Annotated in this window: 15 protein-coding genes; 6 read left to right on the top strand and 9 right to left on the bottom strand. The window is 69.1% G+C overall.

Going from position 1 to position 17,850, the window contains the following annotated elements:
* Positions 1-159 precede the first annotated feature (159 nt).
* Entirely contained in the window at positions 160-1,227 is a 1,068-nt protein-coding gene (gene recA / locus EV643_RS12780) for a recombinase RecA (RefSeq protein ID WP_133800242.1), read from the bottom strand.
* Between the two features lie 269 nt (positions 1,228-1,496).
* Between recA and EV643_RS12775 the strand changes: the two genes are divergently transcribed.
* From EV643_RS12775 to EV643_RS12765, 3 genes are all read left to right on the top strand, one after another.
* Entirely contained in the window at positions 1,497-2,297 is an 801-nt protein-coding gene (locus tag EV643_RS12775) for a hypothetical protein (protein WP_133800241.1), read from the top strand.
* A 73-nt stretch (positions 2,298-2,370) separates the two neighbouring features.
* On the top strand, positions 2,371-2,934 hold the full coding sequence (locus tag EV643_RS12770; RefSeq protein WP_133800240.1) for a GrpB family protein: 564 nt from the start codon (positions 2,371-2,373) through the stop codon (positions 2,932-2,934).
* A 160-nt stretch (positions 2,935-3,094) separates the two neighbouring features.
* Positions 3,095-5,212: an MMPL family transporter gene (locus tag EV643_RS12765; protein ID WP_133800239.1), complete on the top strand. Its 2,118-nt coding sequence runs from the start codon at positions 3,095-3,097 to the stop codon at positions 5,210-5,212.
* A gap of 77 nt (positions 5,213-5,289) precedes the next feature.
* Here EV643_RS12765 and EV643_RS12760 read toward each other — a convergent pair whose 3' ends face one another.
* Both EV643_RS12760 and EV643_RS12755 read right to left on the bottom strand, forming a co-directional pair.
* Positions 5,290-5,484 (bottom strand): DUF3046 domain-containing protein, encoded by a 195-nt coding sequence (locus tag EV643_RS12760; protein WP_133800238.1) that lies wholly within the window; start codon positions 5,482-5,484, stop codon positions 5,290-5,292.
* The gene (locus EV643_RS12755; RefSeq protein ID WP_133800237.1) at positions 5,481-6,683 is read right to left on the bottom strand and encodes an LppM family (lipo)protein; all 1,203 of its coding nucleotides are present in this window, start codon (positions 6,681-6,683) and stop codon (positions 5,481-5,483) included. The genes EV643_RS12760 and EV643_RS12755 overlap by 4 nt, the downstream gene beginning before the upstream one ends.
* A gap of 79 nt (positions 6,684-6,762) precedes the next feature.
* On the opposite strand from EV643_RS12755, the gene EV643_RS12750 reads away from it, so the two are divergent.
* The 3 genes from EV643_RS12750 to EV643_RS12740 all read left to right on the top strand — a co-directional run bounded on the left by EV643_RS12750 (position 6,763) and on the right by EV643_RS12740 (position 12,734).
* Positions 6,763-11,376 (top strand): ATP-dependent helicase, encoded by a 4,614-nt coding sequence (locus EV643_RS12750; RefSeq protein WP_133800416.1) that lies wholly within the window; start codon positions 6,763-6,765, stop codon positions 11,374-11,376.
* Positions 11,377-11,399: 23 nt separating this feature from the next.
* Positions 11,400-12,185, top strand: a complete 786-nt coding sequence (locus EV643_RS12745; RefSeq protein ID WP_133800236.1) for an Fpg/Nei family DNA glycosylase — start codon at positions 11,400-11,402, stop codon at positions 12,183-12,185.
* 87 nt (positions 12,186-12,272) lie between these two features.
* Entirely contained in the window at positions 12,273-12,734 is a 462-nt protein-coding gene (locus EV643_RS12740; protein ID WP_133800235.1) for a DUF4262 domain-containing protein, read from the top strand.
* A 56-nt stretch (positions 12,735-12,790) separates the two neighbouring features.
* Here the strand turns inward: EV643_RS12740 and EV643_RS12735 are convergent, their stop codons facing one another.
* The 6 genes from EV643_RS12735 to EV643_RS45570 all read right to left on the bottom strand — a co-directional run bounded on the left by EV643_RS12735 (position 12,791) and on the right by EV643_RS45570 (position 17,849).
* Positions 12,791-13,087 (bottom strand): helix-turn-helix domain-containing protein, encoded by a 297-nt coding sequence (locus EV643_RS12735; protein WP_133800234.1) that lies wholly within the window; start codon positions 13,085-13,087, stop codon positions 12,791-12,793.
* A gap of 163 nt (positions 13,088-13,250) precedes the next feature.
* Complete coding sequence (locus EV643_RS12730) at positions 13,251-13,745, bottom strand: CinA family protein (RefSeq protein WP_202869533.1); 495 nt, start codon at positions 13,743-13,745, stop codon at positions 13,251-13,253.
* Positions 13,746-13,814: 69 nt separating this feature from the next.
* Entirely contained in the window at positions 13,815-14,438 is a 624-nt protein-coding gene (pgsA, locus tag EV643_RS12725; RefSeq protein ID WP_133800233.1) for a CDP-diacylglycerol--glycerol-3-phosphate 3-phosphatidyltransferase, read from the bottom strand.
* Positions 14,435-16,078: a 30S ribosomal protein S12 methylthiotransferase RimO gene (gene rimO / locus EV643_RS12720; protein WP_133800232.1), complete on the bottom strand. Its 1,644-nt coding sequence runs from the start codon at positions 16,076-16,078 to the stop codon at positions 14,435-14,437. Before rimO ends, pgsA begins: the two co-directional genes overlap by 4 nt.
* A 72-nt stretch (positions 16,079-16,150) precedes the next feature.
* Entirely contained in the window at positions 16,151-16,903 is a 753-nt protein-coding gene (locus EV643_RS12715; RefSeq protein WP_133800231.1) for a helix-turn-helix domain-containing protein, read from the bottom strand.
* 88 nt (positions 16,904-16,991) lie between these two features.
* Positions 16,992-17,849: a hypothetical protein gene (locus EV643_RS45570; RefSeq protein ID WP_238165545.1), complete on the bottom strand. Its 858-nt coding sequence runs from the start codon at positions 17,847-17,849 to the stop codon at positions 16,992-16,994.
* Position 17,850 lies beyond the last annotated feature (1 nt).

The following is a 17,850-nucleotide window of genomic DNA, read 5'->3' as shown; positions in this document are numbered from 1 at the left end:
GCTCCGTCGTTGGAAGCGGGGCGCCCCGAGGTCGCAGTACCGGCGGCCAGGAGTCGGCGCGCCAGAGCCAGCCTGTCGGAGTCGGGCGGAGTGCTTGGCCGGTCGGATTCGGGCAAGGTGCCCGGCCGTTGGGAAGCACTGTTACCGGTGGCGGGGTGGTCAGAAGTCGACATCGACCTCGGCCGGCTTCTCGGCCGGCTGGTCCAAGGTCGGGCCGATGCCCATCTTCTCCTTGATCTTCTTCTCCAGCTCGTTGGCCAGATCCGGGTTGTCGCGCAGGAAGTTCCGCGCGTTCTCCCGGCCCTGGCCGAGCTGGTCGCTCTCGTAGGTGAACCAGGCACCGGCCTTGCGGACGAAGCCCTGCTCCACACCGAGGTCGAGCAGACCGCCCTCGCGGCTGATGCCCTCGCCGTAGATGATGTCGAACTCGGCCTGCTTGAACGGCGGGGCCACCTTGTTCTTCACGACCTTGACCCGGGTCCGGTTGCCGACGACGTCGGTGCCGTCCTTGAGCGACTCGATCCGGCGCACGTCCAGCCGCACCGAGGCGTAGAACTTCAGCGCCTTACCACCGGTCGTGGTCTCCGGTGAGCCGAACATGACGCCGATCTTCTCGCGCAGCTGGTTGATGAAGATCGCGGTGGTGTTGGTCCCGCTGACCGCACCGGTCATCTTGCGCAGCGCCTGGCTCATCAGCCGGGCCTGCAGACCGACGTGACTGTCACCCATCTCACCCTCGATCTCGGCCCGCGGCACCAGCGCGGCCACCGAGTCGATCACGACGATGTCGATCGCACCGGAGCGGACCAGCATGTCGGCGATCTCCAGCGCCTGCTCACCGGAGTCCGGCTGGGAGACCAGCAGGGCGTCGGTGTCCACCCCGAGCTTGCGCGCGTAGTCCGGGTCGAGGGCGTGCTCGGCGTCGATGAAGGCGGCGATCCCGCCGGCGCGCTGGGCGTTCGCAACCGCGTGCAACGCGACCGTCGTCTTACCGGAGGACTCCGGGCCGTAGATCTCCACCACCCGGCCGCGCGGCAGACCGCCGATCCCGAGCGCGATGTCGAGCGCGATCGCGCCGGTCGGGATCACCTCGATCGGAGCCCTGCCCTGCTCGCCGAGGCGCATCACGGCACCCTTGCCACACTGCCGCTCGATCTGCGTCAGCGCGGTCGCCAGCGCCTTCTCACGATCCGCCGCGACCCGTTCCGCGCTCGCTGCACCAGCCATGTGACTGCCACCTAACCCATCTAGTGATCGGGGCCGCTGTGCCAGCCGCCCGGAATTTCGTTGTCGCCAGAGACGGTATTGGTTTCGACGGACAGTTTCCGGATGAATCCTGAAGCTGTGGACAACCGGGCCCGGTCCGCCGGACTTGTAAGAGACAAACTAGCCCGAACACGTGTTCGAATCACAACTGACACGCCGGAACCCACCCAACAGCTGCGCCAGTACCCCGACGCGGGGCACTGGACCCGCGACTACCTACCCTGGCGGGCGTGACCGACCGTCCCGACATCCCTGATTCCGCCGTCGTCCTCGCGCTCAGCCGGGTCGAGTTCGGCATCGACTCGGTGCTCGACGCACTCCGTACCGAGGACCCGTTCTTCATCCGCAGCATCCTCACCGAGTACTCCGCCCAGGAGCACCCGAACCTCGCCGAGAAGGCTCTGATCGCGGCCATCGACCGGCTGTTGCGGATGAAGGTCCCGGGGCACACCGAGTGGCCGACGCTGCCACTGGCCGACCGGTGCGACTGGTGGGTGGAACGGCTCGGCGGATTCGCCGCTGTGGTCGCGGGACTCCCCCGGATCAGCGGGGCCGCCGCCGACCGCCTCCCGATCAAGGACACCCTCGGCGCCGCAGTACAGGCGATGGTGATCGGTGCTGTCTGCCGCGAGTACGGCGTGGAGGCGCACGCGGACCGTACGGCGATCATGGCGCGCGTGTTGACGGCGCGGCCGATCACTCCGGACGAGGTGCTCCAGTACGACGATCCCACGGCGGCCGGGCAGGACGTCGCCAAGCAGTTGGGCCTCGCCGACGACTCAGATGAGGCAGGAGAAGCAGGGCTGCGCAGGGGCATCCGGCTCGTCTGGCGGATCTCCAAGCTGTTCGGCGGGCTCGGTGAGGTCTTCGAGGAGCGTCCGCGCGGCAGTCTCGCGGCCCGGGCGCTCGGGAAGCTCCCGGGCGTCGGCGTGGTCGGTGGCTTCTTCGACGAGCGCAAGGGCATCCGCAAGGCCGCGTACGCCGCCGCCGACCTCCTCACAACCAGAGCATTCCGGGTGAAACCAGTGTGAACCGGTCGGCGTCGGGCCGGTCGCACCGAAACGGACTGGGCCAGGTGGTGCGGGCACTGGAATGATCTGGCGCATGAGCTCGATCACCATTGTCCGGCCGGACCCGACCTGGGCCGCGCAGTACGAGAAGACCGCCAAGGTGCTGCGTGGCATCCTCGGCGAGGTCGTCACCCGGGTGGATCACATCGGCTCGACCTCGGTCCCACAGCTGGTGGCCAAGGACATCCTCGACATCCAGGCGACCGTGTCCAGCGAACCGCAGCTGGACGACGCCACCCAACTGCTGGTGGAGGCCGACTGGGAACTCCGCCCGCCTCGCCGCGACCACGCAGTACCAGGGCTGCCCTCGGACGAGCTGCAGTGGGTCAAACGGCTCGTCGTGGAGCCCATGTACCGCCGACGGGTGAACCTGCACATCCGCGTCGAGGGCCGCGCCAACCAGCGGTACGCGTTGCTCTTCCGCGACTACCTGCGGGCTCACCCGGACACCGCGGCGGCGTACGGGGCGTTCAAGCGGCAGGCGGCGACGCTGCCGATCGAGACAGTGGGCGAGTACGCCGATCTGAAGGATCCCGTGTGCGACCTGATCTACCTGCCGGCCGAGGAGTGGGCCGCCCGCACGGGTTGGTCCTCCTGATCCACACCACACCCGAGTCGTGCAGACGGTGACTGGAGTACTACGCAGCGCTCGTTGACGTTTCGCGTTACATACCTACAGGCTGGGCGAGGGGTGCCGTCGTCCTTTGACCCGGCGTACGGCGGGCGGGCGGCTCCCCGGCTAGGGGGCGTGGTTCCGGATGGGTGGAGTAGGACGGCTCGCGGCGCTGCCGTGCGGCAAAGTATCGAAGTGGATCGTGCTGGCGTTGTGGATCGTCGCGATAGCGGCGTCCGTCGGACCGGCCGGGAAGCTGACCGGTGCACAGGACAACGACGCGGTGTCCTGGCTGCCCGGCAACGCAGAGTCCACCGAAGTGCTGAAGGCCACCGCGCAGTTCTCCTCGCCGGACGAGATCCCCGCAGTACTGGTGTACGAACGGGACTCCGGGATCACGCCGGCGGATCAGCAGGCCGTCGCGGGTCACGCCAGGGCGTACGGCGACCTTGCGAACGTCGATCGCGATGTCGTCGGCCCGATCCCGTCCGAGGACGGCAAGGCTCTGCAGGTCCTGGTCCCGATCAACGCGGGTGACGGCGGCTGGGAGGTCCTCGGCGAACGCGCAGACGACCTCCGCGGGATCGCCGAGGACCGGCCGGACGGGTTGTCGTTCCACATCACCGGGCCGGGCGGATTCGCCGCCGACTCGCAGGAAGCGTTCGCCGGCATCGACGGCAAGCTGCTCTACTCGGCGGCCGCGGTCGTGATCGTCATCCTGCTGCTCACGTACCGCAGCCCGGTGCTCTGGCTGCTCCCGCTGATCTCGGCAGGAATAGCTCTGTTTGCTGCACAGGCGGTCGTGTACCTGCTGGCGACCAGGGCGGACCTCACCGTCAACGCACAGAGCGCCGGGATCCTCACAGTGCTCGTGTTCGGCGCGGGGACGGACTATGCCCTGTTACTGGTCGCCCGCTATCGGGAAGAACTCCGCCGACACCAGGATCGGCACGAGGCGATGGCGTTCGCACTGCACCGGGCCGGGCCCGCCATTGTGGCCTCCGGTTCGACAGTGGTCGCCGGAATGCTCTGCTTGCTGCTGGCATCGATGAACTCGACCCGTGGTCTGGGACCGGTCGCCGCTGTCGGCATCGTGATCGCCCTGCTCGCCATGCTGACTCTGTTGCCCGCGCTGCTCGTCATCTGCGGCCGCTGGGTCTTCTGGCCACTACGGCCGACGTACGGCTCCGACGACCACACCGAGACCAGCGTCTGGGGACGGATCGGCCGGAAGATCGCTATCCGGCCGCGACTCACCTGGGTGACCACAACCGTCCTGCTAGGGGTCGCAGCACTCGGCATGCTGACACTCGACGCGAACGGCTTGTCCAACAAGGAGTCGTTCACCGGTACGCCGGATTCGGTGATCGGTGAACGTGTGGTCGCAGCGCACTTCCCGGCGGGCGCGGGCAATCCGCTCGTCGTGGTCAGCAATGCCGATCAGGCCGGCGCCGTCCGTACTGCGATGGCATCGACCCAGGGGATCGCCTCCGTGGCAGAGCCGCAAACCGCGGGCGGGCTCGCGTACCTCGAGGGGACCCTCGCCGACCCCGCGGACAGTCAGGCCGCCAAGGACACGGTCGATCGCGTACGGATCGTCGTACATGATGTCCCAGGAGCAGACGCGAAGGCAGGGGGCGGTACCGCGATCATCCTGGACACACAGCGGGCGTCGAACGACGACAACAAGGTGATCATTCCGGTCGTGCTGCTCGTGGTGCTGTTGATCCTGGCGGTACTGCTGCGGTCCCTGTTTGCCCCTGTGTTGCTGGTGGCAACCGTAGTGCTGTCGTTCGGGGCCGCGCTGGGACTGAGCGCTCTGGTGTTCAAGTACCTGCTCGGGTTCGAGGGGGCCGACCCCTCGTTGCCGTTGTTCGTGTTCGTCTTCCTGGTTGCGCTGGGCATCGACTACAACATCTTCCTGATGACCCGGGTGCACGAGGAGGCCAAGACGCACGGGACACGGCGTGGTGCGCTGATCGGGGTCGCGGCCACTGGTGGGGTGATCACGTCGGCCGGGCTCGTGCTGGCTGGGACGTTCGCGGTCTTGGCCACGATGCCGGTGGTTGCGTTCGCGGAGATCGGGATCGCGGTCGCGCTCGGCGTACTGCTGGACACCATCGTGGTGCGGTCCGTACTGGTGACCGCGCTCAACCTCGACATCGGGCGTCATCTCTGGTGGCCGAGCAAGCTCGCGCAGAAGCGCGACCCCGAACCCGAGGTCCCGCTCCAGGAGCCGCAAAGCACCCTCGCCGGCAGCTGACCACCGGCCACGCCGACCCATCCAGCGCGTTGACCGCCGGCCCGATCACCAACTGGTGACGGGTGCGGTCGTGGCGGTCAGCGCTCGCTGGGCGGGAGTTGGAGGTGTGCCCAGACGGCGCGCCAGACGGCCTTGGCCGATTCGCCTTCGGCCAGGGCTTCGGTGACCGTGCGGCCGCCGAGTTCGCGGACGACCTGGGTCTCGGCCCAGGTCCGCGCGTAGGCCGACCCGAGGTGCCGGTCCATCCGTTCCCAGAATTCGGTGAGCCTCATGCCCGCCCGTCGTCCCGCGGCGGCTGTCCCCAGCCGCCCTGCTGCGGCGGCTGCCCCTGAGGCGGTTGCCCTTGCTGCGGGGGCTGCTGTCCCTGCGGGGGCTGGCCCTGCTGCGGGGGTCGCCCCTGCTGCGGCGGTTGCTGTCCCTGCGGCGGTTGACCCTGCTGTGGCGGCTGGCCCCATCCACCACCCTGCTGCTGCGGCGGCTGGCCCTGTTGCGGCTGTCCCCAACCGCCCTGCTGCGGCGGTCCCTGTGGCGGCTGCTGCTGCCCACCGCCCCACTGGCCTGGCTGCCCTTGACCCGGTTGACCCTGACCAGGCTGGCCCTGCTGCGGCTGACCTGGGTACTGCTGGGGCTGACCCGGATACTGCCCCTGACCCGGCTGACCGTACTGCGGTCCCGTTGGCCCCTGCGGACCCTGCTGCCCGTACTGCGGTCCCTGGGGACCCTGCTGACCGTACGGACCACCCGGGCCCGGCTGACCGGCGTACTGGCCGCCCCACTGGCCCTGCTGCGGCTGGCCCGGGTACTGACCGTACTGAGCGGGGAACGGCTGACCGCCCCCCTTCTTCCCACGCATCACGAAGAACACCACCGCGGCGGCCGCGATCAGCACCAACACGACGATGAGGATGATCGCCCACATCGGGAAGCCGCCGCCGGCCTCGGACGTCAGCGAGACGTTGCCGAGCTCGTCGATGCTGTCGTACGTCGCGGTGCGCCCGCTCACGTCGGCGCCGGGATCGTGCTCGACGATCTTGCCGGGCATGGTGATCTTGAAGTTGATCACCGGCTGCACGTTGTCCGGCACCTGGCTGCCCAGGTCCCCGCCCTTGACCGTGACCTTGAACTGGTCGCCCTCCTTGCGGAAGCCGACGCCGTCGCCGGTCGAGCTGCCCATCTCGCTGAACGGCACCTTGTCGAAGTCGCACTTGGAGCCGATGTACTTGTCGTCGTCGAACGCCTCGCACGTGACCCCGTCGGTGGCAGTCTGCTTGATCTGCTTCTCGACCTGTTCGCGGACCGCGTCGAGCGACTGCCCGCTGGACTGGACCAGCTGCTTGTCGACCCCGATCTGCATGTTGCCGGAGACGGTCTCGTCCGAATTCACCTTGAGGTCGGCATCGAGTTTCACGCAGCCGGTCAGACTGACCAGGCACGCCACGATGACGAGCGCGATGCGCACGCGGTTCTTCATGCCGCCGATCATTCCAGAAGAGGGGGACAACAACGCCTCCGGAGCCGTCCGCGAAAAACTGTCGGAGCCACCCGGCAAGATAGTGGACGTGCAGAAGTCCACCGCGTTGAGCCGATTCTCGCCCGCCACCCGGGCGTGGTTCGGCGACGTCTTCGAGGCGGCCACCCCGGCCCAGCTCGAGGCGTGGGACGCGATCACCGCGGGCCGGGACGCACTGGTCGTCGCGCCCACCGGCTCGGGCAAGACGCTGGCCGCCTTCCTCTGGGCGCTGGATCGGCTGGCCACGTCTCCCCCACCGGACGACCCGAAGCTGCGCTGCCGGGTGCTCTACGTGTCCCCGCTGAAGGCGCTGGCGGTCGACGTCGAGCGAAATCTCCGGGCTCCGCTGATCGGCATCCGCGAGACCGCACGACGGCTGGGCGAGGCGCCGATGGAGGTCGAGGTCGCGGTGCGCTCGGGGGACACGCCTGCCAACGAGCGGCGGAGGTTCACGACCAAGCCGTCCGACGTACTGATCACCACCCCGGAGTCACTGTTCCTGCTGCTCACCTCGCAGGCCCGTGAGTCGCTGCGAGGGGTGGAGACCGTGATCGTCGACGAGGTGCACGCTGTCGCCGGGACGAAGCGGGGCGCCCATCTGGCGTTGACGTTGGAGCGGCTGGACGCGTTGCTGCCCAAGCCGGCGCAGCGGATCGGGTTGTCCGCGACCGTGCGGCCGGTCGACGAGGTCGCGCGGTTCCTCGGGGGCGAGCGGCCGGTGAAAGTGGTCCAGCCGAAGTACACGAAGCAGTGGGACCTCAGCGTCGTCGTGCCGGTCGAGGACATGGCCGAGCTGGCGGCGACCGAGGTCGAGACCTCCGGGCCGGCGGCGGGTCCGCCCCAGCACGCGTCGATCTGGCCGCATGTCGAGGAGCATGTCTTCGACCTGATCTCGGCTCATCGGTCGACCATCGTCTTCACCAACTCCCGCCGGCTGGCCGAGCGGCTGACAGCCCGGCTGAACGAGATCGCCGCCGAGCGGGCCGAGCTGGAGCTCCCCGAGCTCGGCAAGCCCGCACAGGTGATGGCTCAATCGGGTGCATCGCTCGCGGCGCCGACGTTGATCGCCCGCTCGCATCACGGTTCGGTGAGCAAGGAGCAGCGCGCGTTGATCGAGGCCGACCTGAAGTCCGGGCGGCTGCCGTGCGTGGTCGCGACGAGCAGTCTGGAGCTCGGGATCGACATGGGCGCCGTCGACCTCGTCGTCCAGGTCGAGGCGCCGCCGTCGGTGGCCAGCGGTCTGCAACGTGTCGGGCGCGCGGGCCACCAGGTCGGCGCGGTGTCGAGGGGTGTGCTGTTCCCCAAGTTCCGCGGGGACCTGGTCGACACGGCCGTCGTGGTGCAGCGGATGCGCGAGGGCCTGATCGAGAGCCTGCACATCCCGGCGAACCCGCTCGACGTGCTCGCCCAGCAGGTCGTCTCGATCGTGGCGCTCGACACTCTCGACGTCGACGAGCTGTTCAGTCTGGTACGCCGGGCCGCCCCGTTCGCCGGCTTGCCCCGTTCGGCGTACGACGGGGTGCTGGACATGTTGTCCGGGCGGTATCCGTCGGACGAGTTCGCCGAGTTGCGGCCGCGGATCGTGTTCGACCGGGTGAGTGGCGAGATCTCGGGGCGGCCGGGTGCGCAGCGGCTCGCGGTGACGAGTGGCGGCACGATCCCGGATCGCGGGCTGTTCGGCGTGTTCCTGGTCGGCGAATCCACGAACCACCGCGTCGGCGAGCTCGACGAGGAGATGGTCTACGAGTCCCGCGTCGGCGATGTGTTCACCCTCGGCGCGTCCAGTTGGCGGATCGAGGACATCACCCACGACCGGGTCCTGGTCTCGCCCGCGCCCGGTCAGCCAGGGCGGCTCCCGTTCTGGAAGGGTGATGCCGTCGGGCGGCCGGCCGAGCTCGGGGCGGCGACCGGTGCCTTCGTCCGGACGATGGCCTCGCTGCCACCGGCGAAGGCGGTCAAACGGGCGCTCGACGCCGGTCTGGACGAGTTCGCGGCGAACAACCTGGTCTCTTATCTCCGCGAGCAACGCGAGGCGACCAGCCGGGTGCCGGACGACGTGACCATCGTGGTCGAGCGGTTCCGCGACGAGCTGGGCGACTGGCGAGTGTGCATCCACTCGCCGTATGGCGGTCAGGTCCACGGACCGTGGGCGCTGGCGATCGCGGCGCGCCTGCGCGAGCGATACGGGATGGATGCGCAGTCGGTCTCGGGTGATGACGGGATCGTGCTGCGGTTGCCGGAGACCGACGAGCCGCCGCCCGGTGCCGAGCTGGTGCTCTTCGATCCCGCGGAGATCGAGGATCTGGTCACGGCCGAGGTCGGTGGGTCGGCGTTGTTCGCCGCTCGCTTCCGGGAGTGCGCGGCTCGTGCGCTGTTGCTCCCCCGGCGCAATCCGGGTCGCCGGTCGCCGTTGTGGCAGCAGCGGCAGCGATCGGCCCAGTTGTTGAGTGTGGCCAGCAAATACGGGTCGTTCCCGATCGTGCTGGAGACCTTGCGTGAGGTGCTGCAGGACGTCTACGACCTCGATGCGTTGAAGGATCTGCTCACCGGGGTCGGCGAGCGCCGGATCTCCGTCGTCGAGGTCGAGACGGCCGAGGCGTCGCCGTTCGCGAAGTCGTTGCTGTTCGGGTATGTGGGCGCCTTCATGTACGAGGGCGACGCGCCGCTGGCCGAGAAGCGCGCGGCCGCGCTGGCGTTGGACCAGAGCCTGCTGGCCGAGTTGCTCGGGCGGACAGAGCTTCGCGAGCTGCTCGACGCCGAAGTGGTGTTGCGGACCGAGGCCGAGCTCCAGCGGCTGGCCGAGGACCGTCGCGCGCGCGATGCGGAGGGACTGTTCGACGTACTGCGGCTGGTCGGGCCGCTGTCGGTCGCCGAGGCGTCCCAGCGTTGTGCGGATGGCGCTGACGCGGAGTCCTGGTTGACCGACTTGGCTGCCGCGCGTCGGGTGGTTCGAGTCCGTATCGCCGGCGAACACCGGTGGGCAGTGGTCGAAGATGTCGCCCGCTTGCGCGACGCCCTCGGCGTGCCGGTGCCGCCTGGAGTTGCCGAGGCGCATGCCGAGCCGGTTGCGGATCCGCTGGGCGACCTGGTGTCGCGGTATGCGCGGACGCATGGGCCGTTCCGGGCGATCGATCTTGCGACGCATTTCGGGATCGGCGTTGCCGTGGTGACGGATGCGTTGCGCCGGTTGAGTTCGGCAGGCCGGGTCGTCGAGGGCGAGTTCTTGCCGGGTGGGATCGCGTTGGAGTGGTGCGATGCCGAGATCCTGCGCTTGCTCCGGCGTCGGTCGCTGGCCGCGCTCCGGAAGGAGGTCGAGCCGGTCGATCCCGCTGCGCTGGCGCGATTCCTGCCCGCTTGGCAAGGGATCACGAGCAGCCGCGGCCGGGGGTACGACGTACTGCTGGGAGCCGTCGAGCAGTTGGCCGGGTGTGCTGTGCCGGCGTCCGCGCTCGAGTCGATCGTGTTGCCGTCGCGAGTGCCGGGGTACCAGCCGTCCATGCTCGACGAGCTGACGGCGACGGGTGAGGTGGTGTGGGCCGGGTCGGGTTCGCTGCCGGGGACGGACGGGTGGGTGTCGTTGCATCTGGCCGACAACTGCGATCTGACTTTGCCTGATCCGGATCCGGCTCTGGAGCTTGGCGAGACGCACCAGGCGGTGCTCGACGCGTTGGCCGGCGGTGGAGCGTTCTTCTTCCGGCAGTTGAGCGATGTGGTCGGTTCGTCTGTCGGGACCGTGGACGACCAGACGCTGGCCGGGATCCTGTGGGATCTCGCCTGGGCCGGGCATCTGACGAACGACACTCTGGCCCCGATCCGCTCCCTGGTCGGGGGCGGCCGAGGCAGTCACCGGACCCGCCGTACTACGCCGCGCGCGCGGCCGGGGCGGCCGATTCGTCCGGGGCGTCCGGCGATGCCCGCGCGGAGTGGTCCGCCGACTGCTGGAGGTCGATGGTCGCTCCTGCCCGCGCGGAATCCGGATGCGACTCGGCGAGCACATGCGGCGGCGGAGACCTTGCTCGATCGGTACGGGATCGTCACCCGCGGGTCGGTGATGACCGAGCGAACGCCGGGTGGGTTTGCGGCCGTTTACAAGGTACTGAGTGCCTTTGAGGAGTCGGGACGTTGTCGGCGGGGGTACTTCGTGGCCGGGCTGGGGGCGGCCCAGTTCGCGTTGCCTGGGGCTGTTGATCGGCTGCGTGCGTTGGCGGAACTGCCGACTGGGGTTGATCCAGGCTCCGTGGTACGTCCGCTTGAACGTGGTCGTGGGAAGAAGGAGGAACCGGCTGCGCGCGCCGTCGTGCTGGCTGCGTCTGATCCGGCGAATCCGTATGGTGCCGCGCTGCCGTGGCCGGAGCGGGAGAACGCGGGTGGGCACAGACCTGGGCGGAAGGCGGGTGCGCTGGTCGTGCTCGTGGACGGGCGGCTGATCGTCTACGTCGAGCGTGGCGGGCGGACGGTGCTGAGCTTCACCGAGGAGCCAGAGTCCTTGCAGCCCGCTGTGGATGCGTTGGCGCTGGCGATCCGGGATGGGCATCTGGGCAAGCTCAGCGTCGAGACGGCTGATGGCGAGCAGGTGCGGCATACGGCGTTCGGGGATGCGTTGGCCAAGGCCGGTTTCCACGCGACGCCACGAGGACTGCGGCTGCGCGCCTGAGGGGTTGGCTGAGGTGGTGAGCGATGCCTGAGGGGGACACCGTCTGGCGGGCTGCCAAGCGGCTTCATCAGGCGTTGGCCGGGAAGGAGCTGACCGGGACCGACTTTCGGGTGCCGACGCTGGCGACGACCGATCTCGCCGGGCAGAGCGTGCTCGAGGTCGTTGCGCGCGGCAAACACCTGTTGATGCGCATGTCCGGCGGCGTGACGATCCACAGCCACTTCCGGATGGACGGGAGCTGGCATCTGTACCGGCCAGGCGAGCGCTGGAAGGGCGGACCCGACCATCAGGTGCGCGTCGTCCTCGAGAACGCTGACTGGGCCGCCGTCGGGTATCGGCTACCGGTGCTCGAACTGGTGGCGACCGCCGACGAGGAGAGCGTGGTGGGTCATCTGGGGCCCGATCTGCTATCGCCTGACTTCGACCGTGCCGCGGCTGTCGCGAACCTCTCCGCCGACCCCTCTCGCACCATCAGCGAGGCCCTCCTCGACCAGCGGAATCTGGCCGGGATCGGGAACTTCTACCGTACCGAGGTCTGCTTCCTCCTCGGCCTTCATCCGTGGAAGCCGGTCTCGACGGTCGATCTGGGCGCAACCGTCGGCCTGGCCCGGCGGCTGATGAAGTCCAATCTCGGGCGCGCTGGCCAGGTCAGCACGGGGGTCGACCGGCCGGGGCAGCGCTCGTGGGTCTTCGAGCGCGCCGGGAAACCTTGCCGCCGCTGTGGCGCCACGATCCTGACGGCTCCGATCGGAGAACCGCCACGCGATCGCATCAGCTACTGGTGCCCCAGCTGCCAACCCGAGAACTGACCTGTGGACAACGTCTTTCCCAGCCCGGAACCCGGATATCTTCTCTGACAGATCGAACATCTGTTCGAACCAGAGAGGAGACGAGCCGTGTGTGAACTGTGCAACGGGATGTCCGAGCAGGAGCACCTCGAGAGCATCATGACGTCCATCCGCCGGCAGGGCTGGACCGTGCAGTACGTGGAGGGCGAGGGCGATCGGAACCCGAGCTTCGCCTACACCGTCGGGCTGAGCCGGGTGCGGCATCCGGAGATCATCGTCTTCGACTGCTCACCCGACCACGCGTACCACGGGCTCAGACAGCTCGCGTATCCGATCATGACCGGGATGTACTTCGACGAGGGCGACGACCTCAGCGGGTTCTACCAACCACCGGACCGGGCCGAGCTGCTCCGGTTCCCGGACTCGTCGACCCACCTGCTGACGGCGAACGACCTCTACCGGCGTCCCGGCGAACCACCGCTCCCCGCCCTGCAACTCCTCTGGCCTGACCCACTCGCCTTCCTTCGGGACCGACCGGCCGGCCCGGCCGAGAGCGGACACGCACGATGAGCACCCACGCAGTGAGCGCACCAGCTGTTTCGCAGGTGCGCGACCTCGAGCCCGGATCAAGCTGCGGAAGCGACGACCTCGGCCTGCTCGATGGTGGTCGGGTGCGTCAGGATCAGCGCCTCTTCGCGGGCCAGGTCCTCGCTCACCTCGGCGAAGATCGCCGACAGCGGGACGTCCAACGCCGTGCAGATGGCCGCGAGCAGCTCACTGGAGGCCTCCTTCTGACCGCGCTCCACCTCGGAGAGGTAGCCCAGACTGACCCGGGCATCGGCAGACACCTCACGCAGAGTGCGCCCCTGGCGCAGCCGCTTGCGCCGCAGCACGTCGCCCAGAAGGCCACGAACCAGCACCATGAGGTTTCTCCCTTCCGCCTGTCGGACCGAATCTACTCGCACCGTAGCTCGCCCGTGAGGATCAACGGTACCTGTTGCCGGGTCACTACTCGTCGCAATGTCCACCTTCGGTGTGCCGTGCCAGTCTGCCCTACCTGTGCCCATGGTGGTCTCAACACTCCGATCAGCCCGGTTCTTCCGCCACCAGTTCGGCCGCCAGACGGAGTACGGCGTCCACGGTGGCCCGGCGGACGGCCGTGCGATCACCGGTCAGCGACAGCTGCTGGACTCGTACTGATGCAGGTCCGGCAGCCGCGACGAACACCGTGCCGGCCTGGATGCCCCCCTGCGGGTCCGGGCCCGCCACACCGGTCGTCGCCAGTCCGTAGGTCGCTCCCAGGCGCTCGCGGACGCCCCTCGCCAGTGCAGCTGCCGTGTCGGGGTGGACCGGGCCGGCAGCTGCCAGGAGATCCGCAGGGACGCCGGCCAGGGTCGCCTTGAGGTCGGTGGCATACACGACCACGCCGCCGCGATAGACCGCCGAGACGCCAGGAACGTCGGTCAGGGCGGCGCCGACCATGCCGCCGGTCAGGGACTCGGCCGTGGCCACGGTCTCGCCGCGCTGCTTCAGCAGCCCTACCAACGTCTGAAGTGCCGCATCGGCGTCGTTCTCGCTCACCAGTCCAGCCTCCAGCACAACCAGCTCAGACGCCCGCGGTTTGCGTGTTCCCGGCGTTCCACCCTCGTACTACGGCAGAGGGCGTTTGGCGGCGGCGTGGAGGCGGAGCGCCCGGCGGACGTAGTCGAGGCCGGTGACGATCGTGACCAGCAGAGCGGCGCCCATGAACGCGACGGCAGTCCAGTGCAGGACAGCCACCGACTGCCAAGGAAGGAGGTAGAGACCAAGTGCGATCGCCTGCAGCACCGTCTTCAGCTTGCCGCCGCGACTGGCCGGCATCACCCCGACCCGGATCACCCAGAATCGGAGGGCGGTCACCCCCCACTCCCGGACCATCACGACGATCGTCACCCACCAGGGCAGCTCGCCGAGGATGGACAGCCCGATGAAGGCGGCACCGGTGAGTGCCTTGTCGGCGATCGGATCGGCGATCTTGCCGAAGTTCGTGACCAGGTTCCACCGGCGCGCGAGGTCGCCGTCGAACCGGTCGGTGACGATCGCGACGACGAAGGCCGCCGTGGCCAGCAACCGGATCTCGTCGTCGGCGCCGCCGTCGCGAAGGAGCAGCCAGACGAACAACGGCACCAGGACGAGCCGCAGCACGGTCAGCGCGTTGGCCACGTTCCAGGCGCTCGGCGCGCTGATCGGACCGGTGGCCGCGGGCGGCACCGGATTCGTCGGCGGGTTGGTCACGCGGTCAGGTTAGCTGCCGGGACGACTTCCCGGGGACTCTCGTGCGCGGCGTACTCCGCGATCAGGTCGACTCCCTCGCTGCCGACGACCTCGGCGGTGACCAGGTCACCCACGGTCACGTCCTCGGGCAGCCCGGTCAGCGTGGTGGAACCGTCCACCTCAGGGCCCTGGTGCGCGGCGCGTCCTTCGGCGGTGTCGCCGTCGATCGACTCGACCAGGACCTCGACGGTCTCGCCGATCCGGGCCTCTGCCCGCACCGACGTCACGTCCTCGGCCAGCCGGGTCACCCGGTCCAGCCGCGCGGCGATGGTGTCCTCGTCCAGCTTGCCGTCGTACGTCTCCGCTTCGGTGCCGTCCTCGTCCGAGTACCCGAACACCCCGATCGCGTCCAGGCCGGCGCGGGAAAGGAAGTCGCAGAGAATGTCCACATCCTCCTCGGTCTCCCCCGGGAAGCCGACGATCACGTTGCTCCGGATCCCGGCAGTCGGGGCCTCGGCGCGCACCAGCTCGATCAGCTCCAGGAACCGTTCGGCATCGCCGAACCGGCGCATTCGCCGCAGCAGCGAACCGGATGCGTGCTGGAAGGACAGGTCGAAGTACGGCACCACACCGGGCGTCGACGCCATCGCCTTGATCAGGGTCGGCCGCATCTCGGCCGGCTGCAGGTACGAGACCCGCACCCGGGTCAGACCGGGCACCTCCGCGATCTCCGCGACCAGGGTCTCCAGCAGCCGGAGATCGCCCAGATCCTTGCCGTACGAGGTCGAGTTCTCGGAGACCAGGAAGACCTCGCGGACGCCGTTCTCCGCGAGCCAGTGGGCCTCGGCGAGAACCTCGGTCGGACGGCGCGACACGAACGCACCCCGGAAGGACGGAATCGCGCAGAACGCACAGCGCCGGTCGCATCCCGAAGCAAGTTTCAGCGGGGCCATCGGTCCGCCGTCGAGCCGCCGCCGGACCACTCGGGGCCCGCTCGCCGGCGCCGCCATCAGGTCAGGCGCGTCGATGGTGAGCCCGCCGGCACTCGTCCCTTGCACGATCCGGCCCTTCAACTGCGAACCGTTGGACGACACCTGGTCCGTGCGGAGCTCAGCGCCCGCCGGGAATTCAGCGCCCGCCGGGAGCTCAGCGCCCGCCGGGAGCTCAGCCCCAGCGGGTGTGGAGGAGTCGCCGTGACCGGGGAGGGCGACGCCGTGGGCGTGGGCGCGGTCGGCGGGTGCCAGTGGGAGAAGCTTGCGGCGGTCGCGCGGTACGTGCGACTGGTGCTTCGTACCCGAGAGGATCGACCGCAGCCGGTCCGAAATGTCCGCGTAGTCGTCGAATCCGAGCACCGCGTCCGTCTCCGGCAACGCCTCTGCCAGCTGTTCGCCGTACCGCTCGGCCAGACACCCGACAGCGACCACGGCCTGGGTCCGGCCGGACTCCTTGTAGTCGGAGGCGGCGAGCAGTGTGTCGACCGAGTCCTTCTTCGCGGCCTCGACGAACCCGCAGGTGTTCACCACCACGGTGTCCGCATCAGCGGCGTCGTCGACGAGCCGGAAGCCACCGGCCTCGAGCCGGCCGGCCAGTTCCTCGGAGTCGACATCATTGCGGGCACAGCCCAGCGTGACCAGGGCAACGGTCGTCGGAGTCTTAGTCATCACTCCGAGTATGACTGCTCCGTCTCCCCCGCAGAAACCGAGCCCAATCCAGCCGCCCTGCCGCTGGGGACGTCAGGTGGCCTTCTGGATGGCGCCGGTGGGGGTGATCATGAAGCGGGCCGTCTTGGGCTGGATCTGTTTGCCGTTGACGAAGACCAAGATGTTGCCGGGGACGCCGAGGCTGACGCGGATCGAGCCGGGGTAGGTCACGGTCTGGGTGGAGCCGGGGCCGAGGAGGCCCTGGAAGAGACGGAGGCCGTGGAAGTTCCGCAAGGTGACGTACGAGCCGTCGCGGGTGGCTTTGAGGCTCACGACCACGCGGTTGGAGACGGGGGCCTTGGGTTTGGTCGCCGACTTCGGCGGTGGTTTGGCGACCGGGGCCTTGGGCGTCGGTGTGGTGACCGCGACGGTCGGGGTGGTGCGGGACGCGTTCGCCTCGACATCGCTGGGGAGCGTGAACAGGCGGACCATTCCCCACCCCATCAGGCCGACCAGGATCGCACCGAGCACGAGGGGCCAACGCGGACGCGCCGGGTGCAGAGTGGGCGTCTTCAGCTCTGCGCGCTCCTCGCGTCGGCCGCGATCGGGCTCTGCCGGCTGGTGCTCCTCGTCGAACGCGGCCAGCAGGGGGGCCGGGTCGGCCTTGACCACCCGGGCGATGGAGCGAATGTGGCCGCGGGCGTAGAAGTTGCCGCCGCAGCGGGAGAAGTCATCGGCCTCCATGGCGACGAGCAAGCCGGTTCTGATCCTGGTCGCGGCGCTCAACTGCTCGATCGTCATGTCAGCCCGTTCGCGGGCCGCCGTGAGCTCGCTGCCGATGCTCACGTCCCCACCGCCTCTCCACCGTCTGCACACTGCTCGGATCCGTTGACATCACAGTCAACGGCCTTGAGCCGACGGGGTCACGGAAAGATCAGAGCTGTTCCCGCACAGGACACCTGGCATCCGCCAGCATGTGTAACGCCTGTACCACTTCCCCGTTCGACGGTCTGGCCGTCAACCCGAACGGTACCGCGAGTGACGAGCCCGTCAATCGCCGGTTCGCGTCCGTGGTCTTGCGCGTCGCGGCCGACATGGTGCTCAGCACCGGCCCCGGGTCTACCAGATGCACCGCGATCCGTCCGTCGTCGAGCGGATGGCGGCGACGCAGTACGGTCACCTCCTCGATTTCTTCCCAGCGGGTGCCGATCCACTCGTCCCGGATCCGCAGCCGGATCCCGACCTGGTCGGCGACCAGCATGTCCCCGACCGTCAGAGCCCGGGCACAGATCACCGCCAGTACGGCGAACGCGGCCGCGCCGATCCAGCGCAGTACGCCGGTCGGGGTGGTCGATGCCGAGGCCGCGAAGCCGATCGCCACCAGTGCAGCGCCGACCGCGAGGCCGCCGTGCACCTTCTGCGATGAGCGGATGGTGAACTCCTGCGCCACCCCATCCGGCTCGACCTCGAACCCAGCCACGTCAAAGGCAGTCTCGTACGGAACGCTCTCCACAACCCGAACGCCCCCACCGCTGCCGGCTCCACCGCGGACGGGTCCACTACGGACGGGTCCGCGGTTGGTGGGTGCGCCGCTGTCGGTTGCACCGTTGTCGGCTCCACCATCGCCGCGTACGCCGCTGCCACGTGCGTTGTTGGCGGGTGCGCCGTTACCGGGTCCGTGGGAGTCGCGCGCGGGGCGGCGGGGCTCGTTCGGACTGTCCTCGTAGGCACCGCTCTCGGGCCGGTCGGGCTCGTGCCGACCGGATCGGGGCATCGTGCTGTGGGCGGTCACG

The organism is Kribbella caucasensis (assembly GCF_004361855.1).
In the GTDB taxonomy this organism is placed as follows: Bacteria; Actinomycetota; Actinomycetes; order Propionibacteriales; family Kribbellaceae; genus Kribbella; species Kribbella caucasensis.
This window is presented reverse-complemented; position numbering and strand designations above follow the sequence as displayed.